We start from the raw sequence: 14,981 nt of genomic DNA, 5'->3' as shown, positions 1-14,981 counted from the left end.
ACGACTATACTGAGATCTGAACAGCAATTCGCGGCCACCTACAGGAATGGGGCGGGCATTCAGATATACAAATCGGTCTTGGCTTTGTTTTATGTGTATAACATATTTTTGGAAAAAGTTCTAATCCCCGCTGTAAACACTTCGATCAGGGGAAATGCAAAATGCCCAGGACGGATCCTCGGCATTGAATGTGATCAACGATCTGACGTCTCGTCTAGACAGCTGAAAATTCGTTTGTCGCGGGATCGTAGCATTCCAACCCGCCATTGCCGATGTCATTCCACAGACCATGGATCGACAAATCTCCGGCCTTCACGGCTTCTGCTACAAATGGAAAGCCCATCAGGTTTTCAAGCGATACCAGAACAGCTTCTTTTTCCAGCGCGGTGCGGCGTTCGGCTTCATCCTGAATATCTTTGACACGTTCATAACCGGGGCGCAGAATATCCATCCAACGACCCACAAAGCTGGTGGCTTCTTCCAGTTCCGGCGCATGGCCTTCACACATGTCATGACAGCCCGCCACACCACCACAGCTGGAATGCCCAAGGACAATCACATGGGCAACTTTCAATGCGTTGACCGCATATTCAATCGCGGCGGATGTACCGTGGTGATCGCCATCCGGCGCATAGGGCGGGATCAGGTTGGCGATGTTACGGTGAATGAAAAATTCGCCCTGTTCTGCCCCAAAGATAGAGGTCACATGCACGCGCGAATCGCAGCAGGAAATGACCATTGCACGTGGATGCTGACCTTCGGACGCAAGGCGGCGATACCAGGCTTTATTATCTTCATAAGCGGTTGCTTTCCAGCCGTGATAGCGCTGGGCAAGATAACCTGGCAAAAGCTTGGCGTGTTTCATTCGTACCTCATCTGGATTTGAATTTCACAGGGTTCCGATCTTTTACGCGAGAGTTGCGCACAATTCGAGCGAAAATTCCGTGATGCATCAACCTTTTCGTAGGGTTTTATGTGTTCAATGATCAGATGCGTGGGGGCGCTTTGGGAAAAAGGCGAAGAAAATGGTGGTTACAATTTTACGCCAGAACGAAAGTCCTGGACTTGATCCGGACCGGATGACAGAACTTTACGTCCAGCTTGGGGAAGCGGGGGCTGAAGATGTGATCTGCCGTGCGATGGAAGAACTGGCAACAAAACTAGCCGACATTCACGAAGTTCAGGTGATCGCGGATCAACATGTATTGCAGCATTCTGCGCGCAGTGTTGCAGAACTTGCTGGGAAAATTGGCCTGACAGGCCTGTCACGGGTGGCGCTTGATGTTGATTATTGCCTGAATTTTAATGATCCAGCGGCACGGGCTGCAACAATGGCGCGTATGATCCGCATCGGTGAAAAATCCCTGACGGCTGTTTGGGATTATCGTGATCTGTCGGTCTGACGCCATTCATAAACCCCGGAAAGGCACATCTTTCGCCTTGCGGCTTTGCACGGCTCCGGCCAATCTGACTGCATTCACTCAGAGAGGCCCGCATGTCCCTTCAGTTCAGCACAGAAAAAAACGCAAACCCCCTGTATATTCTTGAATCCGATGCATTGCCGTCGTTCCTGGATACACTGCCCGAAGCGCAGAAAAACTGGGCTGATGCATCCGGTTTTTCAGCGAAGTTGGGCACGTTTCTGGTTTTGCCAGGCCCAGATGGGCGACCTGCAGGTGCGATTGCCGGTTATGGGGATGCATCAAAACGCCGCCGCGGTCGCTTTCATCTTGCCCAGCTGGCTGTGAAATTACCTGCAGCGTCATGGAAAATTGCAACCGAACACAGCCAGGACATGCTGGAAGAAACTGCACTGGGCTGGTTGTTGGCCGGATATCAGTTCAACCGTTACAAATCAGCGGGGGCTGCGAAAGCCAGATTATGCGCACCAGATGGTGTTGATGCTGCGCGGATAGAGGCAATTGCTGCGGGCGAGGTGCTGACACGGGATCTGATCAACACACCGGCAAGCGACATGGGCCCTGCGGAATTGGAACAGGCGGCGCGTGACCTTGCACAGGATCATCAGGCCGAAATTTCAGTCATTTCTGGTGATGATCTGCTGACTGAAAACCTGCCCATGCTGCATGATGTCGGGCGGGCGTCTTCCCGCGCGCCGCGCCTTTTGGATCTACATTGGGGCGACAGCGGCCCTTCCCTTGTTCTTGTGGGCAAAGGCGTGTGTTTTGATACCGGGGGGCTGAACCTGAAACCGGGTTCGTCTATGGGTTTGATGAAGAAAGATATGGGCGGGTCTGCGGCCGTGTTGGGGCTTGCGCATATGATCATGGCTTTGGATCTAAAACTGCGTCTGCGCGTGTTGATCCCCGCTGTGGAAAATTCAGTTTCCTCAAACAGTTATCGGCCTCAGGATATTCTGACCTCTCGTAAAGGGCTGACGGTTGAGATCAATAATACAGATGCCGAAGGGCGCCTTGTACTGGCGGATGCATTGACGCTGGCGGATGAAGAAAAACCGGATCTGATCATTTCTATGGCCACTCTGACAGGGGCGGCCCGTGTTGCGGTGGGGCCGGATATGGTGCCGTTTTATACGGACGATAATGAAACGGCCTGGCGTCTTGCCCAATCAGGCGAAAAAGTGTGCGATCCACTTTGGCGGATGCCTTTCCATGACCCATATGAAACGATGATCGAACCCGGAATTGCCGATCTTGATAATGCTCCAAAAGGTGGTTTTGCGGGATCGATCACTGCGGCGCTTTTCCTGCGCCGTTTCGTCAGCGAAGATCAACCTTACGTGCATTTTGACATGTATGGCTGGCAACCTGTCGCAGCACCCGCACGCCCGAAAGGTGGGGTCGGGCAGGCCACGCGCGCGGTGTTGGATGCGCTGCCGGATCTGTTGGGGTTGGCGTGATGGATCGCCGTATCACACCTGCCAACGCCCGCGTCGCAGCTGAAGAATTGCGCGGTCAGGTCGAGGCAAAAGTTTTCTCTTCAGGCACGCCCATGCGGGTTGTGGTCCCTGTGGCCGATATTCTGGCGACACCTGATGGCAAACGCGAACGCCAGATCCTGATGGGTCAGGCGGTGCGGGTCTTCGAAAGCCACGATGGGTTTAGTTATCTGCAAAGCCTGCGCGATGGATATTGTGGGTATGTGGCAGACATTGCTTTGGGCGCGGATTGCGAGACCACCCATTGGGTCATTGCCCCGGCAAGCCATCTATATGCAGAAGCCGATTTTAAGTCTGCGGATCATGCGCTTTTGTCCCTGGGGGCAGAGCTTGCCATTGTTGAAACCGTCGAAAAATACGGCAAAACCCATGACGGGTTCTGGGTGCCGCTGCAACATATCGCGCCACTTGATTTTCGTTTTGACGACCCGGCTTCAGTGGCAGAAACCTTGCTGGGCACCGACTACCTTTGGGGCGGGAACAGTCGTTCCGGGCTGGATTGTTCCGCGCTTGTTCAGGCCGCGTTTCAGGCGTGCGGGCGGATCATTCCCGGTGACAGCGATTTGCAGGAAAAGGGCCTGGCGCCTGGTCAGCCTATGGGCAACACGCCGATGCGCAATGACCTGATGTTCTGGAAAGGTCATGTGGCACTGGTGCTGGATGGAGACACGCTGATCCATGCAAACGCGGGTGCGATGGCCGTTGTCCGGGAAGATATTTCCGAAGCGATTGCCCGTATCGCCGAGCAGGGCGATGGGCCAGTGACGGCACGGATCCGGCTTTAATTTATCGGCCGGATCAATTTGCGTTCCAGGACCCGCAGGACCTGTTTCAGGTCATGCCCGCGCCGTAGAACCTGACCGTTCATGGCGATGATGCAGTATTGCCCTTGTTGCAGACGTAGCTTTGGGCGTTTTTCGATGCGATACATGGGGATTTCCGCGGCACGGCGATAGATGGAAAATACGGCCACCTCGCGTAACATGGAAATCCCGTAATCCCGCCATTCCCCGGCCGCGACCATGCGTCCGTATAGGGAAAGAATAACTGCCAACTCTGTCCGGTGAAAACTGATTTGTGCCTGGATATCCGGCTGGCCCCGGGACGGGTGATTTGCCGGGGGAACGGTGTGTTTGCTCATACATACAACCTGCGCCCGGATTGGTTCAAAAGCAAGCAATTCGCCCGTAAAGGGCCACATTTATACCGCGAAGACGTCATTTGCGTGCCGGGATTTGCGAACAGACATAATTCGTAGCGTGATGCTATTTCCGGTGCTGTAACGATCTTGCCCCCACCCATGTTGCAGCACCGGGAAACCTTTTGATGGTTTCAGTTTCGGGTGCCGTAGCGGGCCAAGAAGGTTTCCACTGCGCCGATTACGACGCGCTGAATTTCTTCTTCGGTTGGATTGCTTTCCATATGCAGACAGCATTTCACCCAGAGATCAGCCTTACACAGCCCGGCCAGTTGATCTGCGGCCAGGGGCATGTCGTCAATTTCCAGTTCCCCGCGTTCGACGAGAACTTCAAACAGATCGATGATCCGGTTGCAGGCCATTTCAGGGCCCATGGCGTAAAACTTTTGTGCCAGTTCGGGAAAACGTCTGGCTTCGCCATGGATAAGGTTGTGCATCGAAATGGCCAGAGGGGAAACCAGGAAGCGCACCAGAATATCAGCGGCCTGTGTCAGCGCTTCGCGGGCGGGGGCGTTGATAATGTTGCCACAAAACGCAGCGTCGGCCTGGGCCAGGCATTGTTCCCGAACGATTTCCAGGAACAATATGCGTTTGTCAGGAAAATAGCTGTAAAGCGTTGCTTTGGATACGCCGGCTTCGCGGGCAATGTCATCCACACTTGCGCCATCAAATCCGTCTCGCATGAACACAGTCTGCGCGCCGGTCAGCACGTCATCATATTTGCGTCCCTTGCGGGTGGCTTCGGTGGTGCCGTCCATTTTCAATCCTTCATGTGTCAGATCGCAGCAGTATAAACGAAACAGTTCACTTTCAACAAGCTTTCTAAAGGGACAAAAAAGGCGGCAGGATTACCCCGCCGCCAGGTTCCTCAGGGATGAGGATGCTGTTATTTGCCGTCGCCCGGCTCGGCCGGGGATGATGCATCGGGCCAGGTCAATGTCGGAAACAAGCTGTATCCGACTGGGGATGCAGTTGCGGGAACCGACAGGGCGGCGACCAGAGCGATGGCAAGGGCGGTACGGATAAAAGTCATGTTCAACTCCTTTCCAGTGAACTAAACTGTTTGGTACACTTGATCTAAACCGTTTAGTTCAGATTGCAAGGGGCTCCGCAAATTTTTCACTTTCAATTCGGAAAAAAATTGATAACTTAGAATCATTCTAAAGATAGGGTGCAGCATGTTTTCCGGCCGTATGAACCGCAGACGTTTCACAGATCTGACCGAGCAGGAAATTCTTGCTTTGGCGATTTCATCAGAAGAAGATGATGCGCGTATTTATCGCCTGTATGCCCAACGTCTTCGTCCGGACTTCGCCCAAAGTGCTGCTATGTTTGATGAAATGGCGGCTGAGGAAGATGATCACCACCGGGCGCTGATTGCGATGCATCAGAAACGCTATGGTGATGTGATTCCGCTGATCCGACGTGAACATGTATCGGGGTTTTATGCGCGCCGCCCGGTTTGGTTGATGGAAAACCTGTCGCTTGATCGCATGCGGGCCGAGGCCGTGCGCATGGAACATGATGCGGCGACGTTTTACACAAAAGCCGCGCAACACAGTTCGGATGCCGAGACCCGGCAATTGCTGAACGACCTTGCCGCCGCTGAGGCCGGGCATGAAAACCGTGCGGAAGAGATGCAGGAAAATCTTGCTGAAGGGGAGGGCGCAGAAGAAAATCGCGCCGCACATCGTCAATTTGTGCTGACCTGGGTGCAACCCGGCCTTGCGGGGCTGATGGACGGATCCGTGTCCACGCTTGCGCCGATCTTTGCGGTGGCTTTTGCGACCGGGGACACATGGACGACTTTTCTGGTTGGGCTGGCCGCCTCTGTCGGGGCGGGGATTTCCATGGGCTTTACCGAAGCCGCCTCTGATGATGGCGAATTGTCCGGGCGCGGGTCACCCGTAAAACGCGGTTTTGCCTCGGGCATTATGACGACTGTTGGTGGCCTTGGGCATGCGTTGCCCTATTTGATCACCGATTTTTACACCGCGACAACCATTGCCATTCTTGTGGTGTTTATCGAACTTTGGGCGATTGCGTGGATCCAAAACAAATTTATGGATACCCCGTTTCTGCGCGCGGCGTTTCAGGTGGTTCTGGGGGGCGCGCTTGTGTTTGCGGCGGGGGTTCTGATTGGTGGAGGGTAATATTTTCTTACCCCTTTCACCTTCCTATAAATACTCACGGCAAAAGATCGGCGTCCAGACACCGTAGTTCAGGGGGATATGCAAACACCGCATGACATGTTAGCGCTGTGACATGATCGAAATCTTCCTAAAGACCCTGCCGTTTTTCGCCATCATTGGCCTTGGCTATAGCGCATGTCGCAGCGGTTTTTTTCCAGAGATAGCTTCGGCTTGGCTGACGAAATTTGTCTTCTATTTTGCGCTGTCGGCCATGCTGTTTGGCTTTGCGTCCAGCTTGCCTGTGGCCGAAATATTCAATGCGCAGTTTGCACTGGCATATCTTGCGGGATGTTTCTTCGTATATATCATCGCAACCCTCATCGCGCTCATCCGTAAACGCGGCATAGAAGAAGCCGCGATCGAGGCGCAGGTCGCGACCATCGGCAATGCGGGTTTTCTTGGCGTGCCTATGTTTGTGACCCTTTTTGGCGTCGCGGCGGCAGGTCCTGCGATTATGGTCCTGGCGCTGGATCTGGTGGTGTTTTCCAGCCTGATCGTCATTCTGATTACCGTTGCCCGCGAAGGCAGAATGCGTTTGGCCGTTATGGGGACTGTGTGTCTTGGCCTGCTAAAAAATCCGATGATCGTGTCTATGGCCGCGGGCCTGGCTGTTGCTGCGATGGGTTGGCAATTGCCCTTGGTTGTCCGGGAATTCACGGACATTCTGGGGGGGGCGGCAACCCCGGGCGCATTGTTTGCAATTGGGGCATCGCTTGCTGGGAAATCGGCGGAACGTGTGTCTGTCGCAATCTGGTTGTCCTTCCTGAAACTCGCCGTGCATCCGCTGGCCGTGTATATCGCCGCATTTCATATCTTTGATGTGGACCCATTCGCAGCCATGATCATGGTCTCTGCCAGCGCCCTTCCCGTGGCCGGAAACGTATATATTCTCGCGCAACATTATGGTGTTGCCCCGCAACGCGTATCGGCTTCGATCCTGATCTCAACCGTTATCAGCGTGCTGACCGTCACGCTTACCATCGCTATGCTACAGGGATAAGAATATGTTTTTTCTCGATGATATCAAATATGAAGCTCTGGATCTTCCGGATCGATCCGACATGGATGATGCGCAGATGCAGGCCGCTGCACAGGCGTTTGCGCAGTTCATGACCGAACGCCATACCGTGCGTGACTATTCTGATCGCCCGGTGGATGAGGCGGTGATCGCAGAATGTATTCGTGCTGCGGGCACGGCGCCATCTGGTGCCAATCATCAACCTTGGCATTTTGTGGCGATCTCTGATCCCGACATGAAAGCCCGAATTCGTGAGGCCGCAGAAGAAGAGGAAAAAGCCTTTTACGCCGGTGGCGCGGGGGATGAATGGCTGAAGGCGCTGGAACCGGTCGGGACCAATGAACATAAGCCTCACCTGACACAGGCCCCTTGGCTGATCGTGATCTTTGCCCAGCGTTGGGGCGAAACAAAAGACGGCCATCGCTATAAGAATTACTATGTACCGGAAAGCACGGGGATTGCGTCTGGTTTCCTATTGGCCGCCTTGCATCACGCCGGGCTGGTCAGCCTGACCCATACGCCCAACCCGATGAAGTTTCTGAATGAAATGTGTGGCCGTCCCGCGTCTGAAAAAGCCCTGATGATTGTTGCCGTTGGTCATCCGTCAACAGATGCGACAGTGCCTGCGGTGGCGAAACTGAAAAAGCCTTTGGATGAAATCATGTCTGTAAACCCGAAACCTGCAGGCGACGAAAACAGGGACTAACACGGCGCAAACCGGGTTTGCGACAGTCGCGCACCCTGATATGCAGAGATAAATTACAAAGAACAATGGGCGAGGTCACAATGAAAACCGTATCCGAGAATGCATGCTTTGGCGGCACACAGGGCGTATACAGCCATGAATCCAACGCCACCGGCACTGAGATGACTTTTGGCCTGTTCCTGCCAGAAGAAGCGAAAGACGGCCCGGTGCCCGTTCTCTGGTATCTGTCCGGCCTGACCTGCACCCATGAAAACGCCATGACCAAAGCCGGCGCGCAGGCCTGGGCGGCGGAACAGGGCATTGCGATCTGTTTCCCTGACACATCCCCACGCGGCGAAACTGTCGCGAATGATGACGCCTATGATCTGGGCCAGGGCGCGGGGTTTTATGTGAATGCAACGCAGGATCCTTGGGCACCGCATTTCAAAATGTGGGATTATGTGGCTCAAGAACTGCCTGCGCTGCTTGGTGAAACCTTCAACATCGATATGGATCGTCAGGGCATCACCGGCCATTCTATGGGCGGGCATGGCGCGCTGACATTGGCGATGAACCTGCCGGGGCGCTATCGTTCTGTTTCTGCGTTTTCCCCGATTGCGAACCCAACCCAAAGTGACTGGGGCCGCAAACAACTGGGCGCATATCTGGGCGATGATGAAACCAGCTGGGCGAAACATGACGCAAGTCTTCTGATGGCGGACAAGGGCTTTGACGGCCCGGTCCTGATCGATCAGGGCGCGGATGATCAGTTCCTGGAACTGCTGAAACCCGAAGCCCTGGCCCAGGCCATGGCGGCGAAACGCCAAGATGGGATTTTCCGCATGCAAAAAGGCTATGACCACAGTTATTTCTTCGTGGCCAGCTTCATGGAAGACCATGTGAATTTCCACGCAGAGGCCCTTTGGGCGTAAGAATAAGGTAAAGGGCACTGTTATGAACCATTATGATCTGATTGTTATTGGCAGCGGCCCCGCCGGGCGTTCCGCTGCGATCCAGGCCGGGAAACTGGGCCGCCGCGTTGTTGTGTTGGAACGCGCGCCACGTCTGGGCGGTGTGTCTGCCCATACCGGCACGATCCCATCGAAAACCCTGCGTGAAACGGTGTTGAACCTCTCAGGTTGGCGCGAACGCAGCTTTTACGGACGCAGCTACCGGGCACGCGATGACATTGGTGCATCTGATCTGAAAGCCCGTCTGCACATGACGATTGATCACGAAGTTGACGTGTTGGAACATCAGTTCAACCGCAACCACGTGGAAACGATCCAAGGGGAAGCGCATTTTGTTTCGAAGAATGAAGTCGAGATAAAACAGCCTTCTGGCGAGGTTCTGAACCTGACGGGCGATAAGTTCCTGATTGCCACTGGCACCCGTCCTTTCCGTCCGGATTATGTGCCTTTTAATGGCAAAACCGTGCTGGATGGTGATGAATTCCTGGATATGGAAGAACTGCCGCGCAGCCTGGTTGTGATCGGTGCAGGCGTGATCGGGGTGGAATATGCCACCATGTTCGCAGCCCTTGATATCCGGGTGACGCTGATTGAACCGCGCGACAGTTTCCTTGATTTCATCGACCGCCAGCTGATTCATGAATTCACGCACCAGATCCGTGAAAACGGCGTTGATCTGCGTTTGGGTGCCGCTGTGGAAACGGTTGAAGATCGTGGCAATCACATCGAAGTTGCCCTGGATAACGGCCGCCATGTGCGTACAGAAATGTTGCTGTTTGCAGCGGGCCGTATGGGCGCGACAGATGCGCTGAACCTGAAGGCCGCAGGTCTTGAAACCGATCACCGTGGACGTCTGAAAGTAGATCGTAAAACCTATCAGACAGACGTGCCGCATATCTACGCTGCCGGGGATGTGATTGGGCACCCAAGTCTTGCATCAACGTCCCTGCAACAGGGCCGGGTTGCCGCCTGTCATGCGCTTGATACGCCAACTCTGCGCCAGTCGCCCTGGTTTCCCTATGGCATCTACTCTGTGCCGGAAATGTCCACCTGTGGCATGTCCGAAGAAGAAGCCCAGGAAATGGAAATTCCTTATGAAGTGGGTGTTGCGCGCTTTCGCGAAACCTCGCGCGGGCATATCATGGGGCTGGAACATGGCATGTTGAAAATGCTGGTCAGCCTGAAAACCCGCCGTCTTTTGGGGGTGCAGATCGTGGGCGAAGGGGCGACCGAATTGATCCACATTGCCCAGGCGGTGCTGAACCTGAAGGGCACGGTCGATTATTTCGTCGAGAATACCTTCAATTATCCAACCCTTGCGGAAGCTTATAAAATTGCGGGCCTGGATGCGTTTAACCGCATGCCAATCCCCGATGAGTTTAAGAAAAAATCAAAGGTCAAAGCAAAACCTGCAAAGACAGATGCAAAGCCTGAGAAGGATACAAACGAGAAATGACTGCGATCTACATCGACGCCGACGCCTGCCCGGTGAAAGCCGAGGCAGAGCGCGTGGCCACCCGCCACAAGGTGAAGATGTTTGTGGTCTGCAATGGCGGCCTGCGCCCTTCGTTAAATCCACTGGTGGAACTGGTGATCGTTCCGGATGGCCCGGATGTGGCCGATATGTGGATCGCTGATCGTGCGGTTAAGGGCGACGTTGTTGTAACGGGCGATATTCCTTTGGCGGCGAAATGCGTGGCGTCTGGTGCGCGCGTTGTGCGTCACAATGGTGAAATGTTCACCGAGGCCAATATCGGCCAACAGCTGGCAACCCGTGATCTTATGGCGGATCTGCGCGAAGCTGACCCGTTTCGCCAAGGGGGCGGCCGGCCTTTCTCAAAAGCCGACCGATCCCGTTTTCTGGATGTGATGGAACGCGAAATCCGGGCGGCTCTGCGGGACTAATCCTGAACCGCCCGTTAATCCGGCGCACGCCCGATATGCATAATATGTGCATAGGTTGTGCATGCTTTGTGTATGCGGTGTTTACCGGTTTTCAGACCGCCTGCCAGACCTGGAACAAAACCCCTGCCAGGAAGGCACCGGACAGAGACAACAGGATGTAAAGTCCAAAGACCTTTGGCTTTACCAGTGCCCAGACCGCGATGGCGGCGGGCAGGGATGTCACCCCCCCAGCCACAAGGAAAGCAAGCCCCGCACCAGGTGCCATGCCCTGTTCGATCAAGCCGCCGATCAGGGGCAGGGCGGCGTAACCGTTCAGGTAAGCCGGCACCCCGACAAAGGTGGCGACTGCAATGGGGCCAATACCTGTGCCGCCTAGGGCTTTTGTCACCATCTCAGCCGGGATCCAAGCGAGCATGAGGCTTTCCAGAAGAAAGGCGAAAATCAGCCATTTTCCCAGGAATAGAGTCGTTTTTACCGCCTCAGAAATGAATTTTTTGCGGCGTTCTGCGTCCTTCCAGAAGGCCCAGACCACAGGTTCGCTGGACTGCACCGACGCTGCGCCACATCCCCCGGCAACACCTTCTTTAAGGGGGTCTTTCAGCGCGGAAGTGCCGGAAAGAATATGCACTGTGATTCCGCCGAAAACTCCAAGACCAATCGCGGCACATGTCTTGGCAATTGCGAATTCAAATCCCAGAACGCCAGATGTCAGAAAGAACATAGACGGGTCCATCACGGGAGAGGCAAGCCAGAAAGCCATGACTGCGGACAGGGGTACACGCATCGCCAGAAGGGCCGCGATCAAGGGGATCACGCCACAAGAACAGAAAGGCGAAAGCCCACCCGCCACGGCCCCGAGAACGATCATCAAAGCAGGCGTTCCGGTAAAGGCTTTTGCGATGAGCCGATCTGCGTTGCTGGCCCCTGCCCAGGCGGCGATGGAAATCGACAACAGCAGATATGGGCCGGTGTGCGCAAGAGAGATCATGACTTTGTGAAAGCTGGCTTCTGCCTGAGTGATGTCAAAAATCACCAACAAGGTGAAAATCGTTAAGGACGCAAGCCAGACACGTTGTTCACGCCAGAGCGTAACCAGAAACGGTGCCTTAGAGGGGGCAGTGCAGCAGGTGTTAGACATTTCTATATATCCGGTTTTATAGTTTTATTTTGCCAAAAAAAAGGAAGCCCCTTTATCTGACGGTTTCCAGCGTTCTGACACCAACGCAACATTCATCCGCAAGGAACCCCAGCAGGGCATTCATCTTGTTGTAGTCGACCATGCTAAACACTTCGCGCCCCCGTTTTTCCTGCAGAACAAGGCCTGCATCCACCAATGTTGAAAGGTGGTGTGCCAGGGTGGAAGGCGCAATCTTCACATAGCCAGCAATATCGCCAACCCGAAGCCCGTCGTTCCCGGCTTTTACCAAAAGACGAAAGACCGTAAGGCGGGCATCATGGCCAAGTGCTGCGAGGGCGCGTGCGTTGGGGCTGCTTGTACTCATGCGACTCAAAATAACCATAAAACTAGTTTTGTCAATATGTGCCCGATAGGCATGAAAACGACCTTGTGTCGGCAATGGCACAGATCTGGTGCAAAAATCTGTTTGAATACTCATATGACCAATGCTGACACCACCCAGGCGACCAATCGCAACACGCTGTATGGCGCGCTTTCTGTACTGATCGCAGTGCTGTTCTTTTCCATGAATGACACGTCAATTAAGTTTCTGTCGGGGGGCTATGCCCTGCATCAGATTGTCTTGATCCGTTCTGTGATTGGTCTTGGCATTGTCCTTGCGATTTTGATGCCAATGGAAGGCAACTGGCGCCTGTTGAAAACCAAACGACTGGGGTTGCATTTGATCCGGGGCATGTGCGTTGTCCTTGCAAATATGACGTTTTTTATCGCGCTGGCAGTGCTGCCCTTGGCGGATGCGATCGCGGTTTTCTTTGTCAGCCCGCTGTTGATCACAGCGTTCTCTGTCATGTTTTTGGGTGAGAAAGCCGGCATTCACCGCTGGAGCGCCGTTGGTATTGGTTTGGTCGGCGTGGTCATTATGCTGCGCCCGGGGACGGAAAATTTCAATCTGATCATGATCTTACCGCTGTTGTCCGCGGCGGCTTATGCGATGTTGCATGTGCTGACCCGAAAGATTGGCGTGACCGAAAGCGCGGTGACTATGACGTTCTACATTCAGATCAGTTTCATCGTAACCTGCGTGATCATAGGCCTTGCGTTGGGGCATGGCCGCTGGGAAGGGCAAGGACCCGAAATCGTGCATTTCCTGCTGCGTGCTTGGTATATGCCGCCTCTGTCTGACTGGTGGATCTTTGGGATTATTGGCCTTGCCAGCGGATTTGGCGGTTACTTTATCAGTCAGGGCTATCGCCTGGCTGAAGCTTCGGTTGTTGCACCGTTGGAATATGTGGCCATGCCGGTCTCTGTGATCGCGGGCCTGCTGATTTTTGATGAATGGCCGGATCCCGTGGCTTGGTTGGGCATCACCCTGATCATTGGGGCGGGTCTTTATGTGTTTTGGCGCGAAACCGTAAACAATGTGCGTTTGAAACGACGTTCTATACGGCGCTGATTCATGCTTTACCTTGGGCGTGTGCCCTGTATCAATACGGGGTGAAAGCGGGGGCATATGGCGATAAAAGCTGTTATCTTTGACATCGGAAATGTGCTGATTGAATGGCAGCCAGAACGGTTCTACGACGCAGAAATTGGCGAAACCCGGCGGCGTGAAATGTTTGCGGAAATTGATCTGCATGACATGAACAACGATGTTGATCTGGGTGGGAATTTTCGTGACACGATCTATGGTGCCGCGGATAAATATCCGAAATGGCGCGATGAAATCCGTATGTGGCACGATCGATGGTTCGAATTGGCAACTCCGGCAATTGACCATTCCGTACATCTTTTACGTGCCCTGCGAACCAAAGGGTTTCCGGTTTTTGCCCTGACAAATTTCGGAGATGAGATTTTCTCACGCGCCCAGAAACATTATACGTTTTTGCAGGAATTCGATCAGTTCTATGTGTCCGGTGAAATGAAGCTCGTGAAGCCGGATCCCGCGATTTATGCCGCCCTAGAGACGGCCTGCGGTCATACACCGGACAGCCTTTTGTTCGCGGATGATCGTATTGAAAACTTAGATGCCGCCGTCGCGCGTGGCTGGCAGACACACCATTTTCAACACCCGCAGGGCTGGGCGGACCGCCTGGTATCTGAGGGGGTTTTGACCCGTGATGAGGCCACTTGGCCAGACAACAAGAAAGACAAAACATGATCACAGCAGAACAAATCGAAGAATTTCAGCGCGATGGCGTCGCCTTCATCCCCGGCGCGTTCAAAGACTGGGTCGAAGTGATGCGCGACGGTGTTGCGCGCAACCTTGCGGAACCGGGGGAATATGCGTCTGAAAACAACGTGAAGCAGGGGCGCTTCTTTGATGATTACTGCAACTGGCAGCGTATCCCTGAATTTGAACGCATCATGCGCGAAAGTCCGGCTGCTGAAATCGCGGCCAAGGCCATGAAATCAAAGACTGCGCAGTTCTTTCATGACCATGTGTTGGTCAAGGATGGTGGCACCCCAACCCCAACCCCATGGCATCAGGATGGGCCGTATTATTTTGTGGAAGGCGAACAGACCGTTAGTTTCTGGATCCCGCTTGATCCGGTGGATACGGCGTCACTGCGTTTGATTGCTGGATCTCACAAATGGGACAAACCTGTGCGGCCGGTCAGCTGGGCGGATAACAGCGATTTCTACGAAGGGGACGATACCGACTGGATCGAAGTGCCAGATCCGGACAGCACCGATTACGGCAAACATGATGTCCGCGAATGGAAGATGGAACCGGGGGATGCGGTGATCTTTGATTATCGCACGGTGCATGGCGCGCGCGGCAATCCTGGCGGCACCGGGCGGCGCGCGTTGTCCCTGCGTTGGGTCGGTGATGATGCCCGGTTTGTGCAGCGTCCTGGACGTACGTCTCCGCCATTTCCGGGGCATGAGATGAAACCTGGGCAGAAGCTTCGCGAAGACTGGTTCCCGGTTATCTCGTTTTAAGAAAGGTCTGA

18 protein-coding genes are annotated in these 14,981 nt (G+C 54.2%); 12 read left to right on the top strand and 6 right to left on the bottom strand.

Annotated elements, in window-relative coordinates; genetic code table 11:
• Nucleotides 1-214: 214 nt before the first annotated feature.
• Nucleotides 215-865 carry a carbonic anhydrase gene (locus tag ACPGUT_RS01470; protein WP_423988467.1) on the bottom strand — a complete coding sequence of 217 codons (651 nt, stop codon included), beginning with the start codon at nt 863-865 and terminating at the stop codon, nt 215-217.
• Nucleotides 866-1,025: 160 nt separating this feature from the next.
• On the opposite strand from ACPGUT_RS01470, the gene ACPGUT_RS01465 reads away from it, so the two are divergent.
• The 3 genes from ACPGUT_RS01465 to ACPGUT_RS01455 all read left to right on the top strand — a co-directional run bounded on the left by ACPGUT_RS01465 (nt 1,026) and on the right by ACPGUT_RS01455 (nt 3,705).
• Nucleotides 1,026-1,403, top strand: a complete 378-nt coding sequence (locus tag ACPGUT_RS01465) for a hypothetical protein (protein WP_423988466.1) — start codon at nt 1,026-1,028, stop codon at nt 1,401-1,403.
• 92 nt (nt 1,404-1,495) lie between these two features.
• The gene (locus ACPGUT_RS01460; RefSeq protein ID WP_423988465.1) at nt 1,496-2,881 is read left to right on the top strand and encodes a leucyl aminopeptidase family protein; all 1,386 of its coding nucleotides are present in this window, start codon (nt 1,496-1,498) and stop codon (nt 2,879-2,881) included.
• Complete coding sequence (locus tag ACPGUT_RS01455; protein WP_423988464.1) at nt 2,881-3,705, top strand: NlpC/P60 family protein; 825 nt, start codon at nt 2,881-2,883, stop codon at nt 3,703-3,705. Before ACPGUT_RS01460 ends, ACPGUT_RS01455 begins: the two co-directional genes overlap by 1 nt.
• Here ACPGUT_RS01455 and ACPGUT_RS01450 read toward each other — a convergent pair.
• The 3 genes from ACPGUT_RS01450 to ACPGUT_RS01440 all read right to left on the bottom strand — a co-directional run bounded on the left by ACPGUT_RS01450 (nt 3,702) and on the right by ACPGUT_RS01440 (nt 5,151).
• Nucleotides 3,702-4,061 carry a DUF2794 domain-containing protein gene (locus tag ACPGUT_RS01450; RefSeq protein WP_423988463.1) on the bottom strand — a complete coding sequence of 120 codons (360 nt, stop codon included), beginning with the start codon at nt 4,059-4,061 and terminating at the stop codon, nt 3,702-3,704. The genes ACPGUT_RS01455 and ACPGUT_RS01450 overlap by 4 nt on opposite strands.
• Before the next feature lie 191 nt (nt 4,062-4,252).
• Nucleotides 4,253-4,876 (bottom strand): TetR/AcrR family transcriptional regulator, encoded by a 624-nt coding sequence (locus tag ACPGUT_RS01445; RefSeq protein WP_423988462.1) that lies wholly within the window; start codon nt 4,874-4,876, stop codon nt 4,253-4,255.
• Between the two features lie 128 nt (nt 4,877-5,004).
• A complete protein-coding gene (locus ACPGUT_RS01440; RefSeq protein ID WP_423988461.1) occupies nt 5,005-5,151 on the bottom strand; it encodes a hypothetical protein in 147 nt (48 codons plus the stop codon).
• 145 nt (nt 5,152-5,296) lie between these two features.
• On the opposite strand from ACPGUT_RS01440, the gene mbfA reads away from it, so the two are divergent.
• The 6 genes from mbfA to ACPGUT_RS01410 all read left to right on the top strand — a co-directional run bounded on the left by mbfA (nt 5,297) and on the right by ACPGUT_RS01410 (nt 10,889).
• Nucleotides 5,297-6,271: an iron exporter MbfA gene (mbfA, locus tag ACPGUT_RS01435; RefSeq protein WP_423988460.1), complete on the top strand. Its 975-nt coding sequence runs from the start codon at nt 5,297-5,299 to the stop codon at nt 6,269-6,271.
• Between the two features lie 112 nt (nt 6,272-6,383).
• On the top strand, nt 6,384-7,310 hold the full coding sequence (locus ACPGUT_RS01430; RefSeq protein WP_423988459.1) for an AEC family transporter: 927 nt from the start codon (nt 6,384-6,386) through the stop codon (nt 7,308-7,310).
• A 4-nt stretch (nt 7,311-7,314) separates the two neighbouring features.
• Complete coding sequence (locus tag ACPGUT_RS01425) at nt 7,315-8,034, top strand: nitroreductase family protein (RefSeq protein ID WP_423988458.1); 720 nt, start codon at nt 7,315-7,317, stop codon at nt 8,032-8,034.
• An 80-nt stretch (nt 8,035-8,114) separates the two neighbouring features.
• Complete coding sequence (fghA, locus tag ACPGUT_RS01420; RefSeq protein WP_423988457.1) at nt 8,115-8,945, top strand: S-formylglutathione hydrolase; 831 nt, start codon at nt 8,115-8,117, stop codon at nt 8,943-8,945.
• A gap of 22 nt (nt 8,946-8,967) precedes the next feature.
• Nucleotides 8,968-10,440 carry a Si-specific NAD(P)(+) transhydrogenase gene (gene sthA / locus ACPGUT_RS01415; protein WP_423988456.1) on the top strand — a complete coding sequence of 491 codons (1,473 nt, stop codon included), beginning with the start codon at nt 8,968-8,970 and terminating at the stop codon, nt 10,438-10,440.
• Nucleotides 10,437-10,889, top strand: coding sequence for a YaiI/YqxD family protein (locus ACPGUT_RS01410; protein WP_423988455.1), 453 nt, complete (start codon nt 10,437-10,439; stop codon nt 10,887-10,889). Before sthA ends, ACPGUT_RS01410 begins: the two co-directional genes overlap by 4 nt.
• 91 nt (nt 10,890-10,980) lie before the next feature.
• Here the strand turns inward: ACPGUT_RS01410 and ACPGUT_RS01405 are convergent, their stop codons facing one another.
• Together ACPGUT_RS01405 and ACPGUT_RS01400 are read right to left on the bottom strand one after the other, a co-directional pair.
• Nucleotides 10,981-12,027, bottom strand: a complete 1,047-nt coding sequence (locus ACPGUT_RS01405; protein ID WP_423988454.1) for a permease — start codon at nt 12,025-12,027, stop codon at nt 10,981-10,983.
• Between the two features lie 52 nt (nt 12,028-12,079).
• Nucleotides 12,080-12,391: an ArsR/SmtB family transcription factor gene (locus ACPGUT_RS01400; protein ID WP_423988453.1), complete on the bottom strand. Its 312-nt coding sequence runs from the start codon at nt 12,389-12,391 to the stop codon at nt 12,080-12,082.
• A gap of 114 nt (nt 12,392-12,505) precedes the next feature.
• Between ACPGUT_RS01400 and ACPGUT_RS01395 the strand changes: the two genes are divergently transcribed.
• From ACPGUT_RS01395 to ACPGUT_RS01385, 3 genes are read left to right on the top strand one after another with little or no spacing between them, the layout of a single operon-like run.
• The gene (locus tag ACPGUT_RS01395) at nt 12,506-13,480 is read left to right on the top strand and encodes a DMT family transporter (protein WP_423988452.1); all 975 of its coding nucleotides are present in this window, start codon (nt 12,506-12,508) and stop codon (nt 13,478-13,480) included.
• A 57-nt stretch (nt 13,481-13,537) separates the two neighbouring features.
• Nucleotides 13,538-14,185: an HAD family hydrolase gene (locus ACPGUT_RS01390; RefSeq protein WP_423988451.1), complete on the top strand. Its 648-nt coding sequence runs from the start codon at nt 13,538-13,540 to the stop codon at nt 14,183-14,185.
• A complete protein-coding gene (locus tag ACPGUT_RS01385; protein WP_423988450.1) occupies nt 14,182-14,970 on the top strand; it encodes a phytanoyl-CoA dioxygenase family protein in 789 nt (262 codons plus the stop codon). The genes ACPGUT_RS01390 and ACPGUT_RS01385 overlap by 4 nt, the downstream gene beginning before the upstream one ends.
• Nucleotides 14,971-14,981: the final 11 nt, after the last annotated feature.

It is taken from the genome of Halocynthiibacter sp. (assembly GCF_049608145.1).
GTDB lineage: Bacteria > Pseudomonadota > Alphaproteobacteria > Rhodobacterales > Rhodobacteraceae > Halocynthiibacter.
Note: the sequence above shows the minus strand (reverse complement) of the source record. Positions and strands in the feature narration are given on the sequence as shown.